General features: G+C 60.0%; 2 protein-coding genes. Both read right to left on the bottom strand.

The window, feature by feature from the left end; translation table 11 throughout:
• Positions 1-105: 105 nt before the first annotated feature.
• Complete coding sequence (locus NKJ06_RS35630) at positions 106-306, bottom strand: hypothetical protein (RefSeq protein WP_023693535.1); 201 nt, start codon at positions 304-306, stop codon at positions 106-108.
• Positions 307-354: 48 nt separating this feature from the next.
• The coding region (locus tag NKJ06_RS35625) for a beta/alpha barrel domain-containing protein (protein WP_502905682.1) at positions 355-720 on the bottom strand (366 nt) is incomplete at its 5' end.

The raw sequence follows: 720 nt of genomic DNA, 5'->3' as shown, positions 1-720 counted from the left end.
CAGTCCAACCGCCCGTGAACGCGCTGGAGCACTGCGCGTCTTTTTTGCGGAAATAGAAGTGCCGAGGTCAGATTTGAAGCTGCCGCAGCGCTCAGTTCAGCAGGGCTATCCCTGATCTATGGCCTTGCTTTGATGGTGGGAGCGCTCTTTGCGGACCATGTCGTACGACTCGATATACGCCATCTCCAGAAGGTATCCTAGGAACTGCAGCCTGTGAGACCCCGCGATCTGATTCAGTTCGCTGAGCATTGCGCTGATGAAGGCAAGCGCCTTGGCCCGGTCGGATCTCAATCCCTTGTCGATCATCGTACGTCCCCACTTCCGCAGATTGCTCCTATATGGAGCGCGCTCTATTCAGTTCAGATGCTTCTGGATGCATGCTTCGATAGGCACGTCCATGCCGATGTCGAGGATTGGCGCGCTGTGCGTAAGCCACCCAATAGAAATGAGGTCGACCCCGGTTGCCGCTACGGCTGGTGCCGTTGCCGGCGTTATGCGACCCGAGGCCTCGGTGGTCGCGCGGCCGTCGACCATTGCCACCGCTCGGGTCAGTTGCTTGACGGACATATTGTCCAGCAGGATGGCGTCGACCCCGGCGCCTAGCGCGATCTCGAGCTGGTCGAGCGTGTCGACCTCGACCTCGACCTTGACCATATGGCCGACCGCGGCGCGCGCCCGCTCAATGGCCGTGCGGATGTCGCCGGCAATGGCAATGTGTTT

This window comes from Mesorhizobium sp. M0293 (genome assembly GCF_040321735.1).
GTDB lineage: Bacteria > Pseudomonadota > Alphaproteobacteria > Rhizobiales > Rhizobiaceae > Mesorhizobium.
Note: the sequence above shows the minus strand (reverse complement) of the source record. Positions and strands in the feature narration are given on the sequence as shown.

What these genes read in the sequence shown, in the direction of transcription:
- NKJ06_RS35630 (WP_023693535.1), bottom strand. Translation starts at nt 306, where the DNA reads ATGATCGACAAGGGATTGAGATCCGACCGGGCCAAGGCGCTTGCCTTC.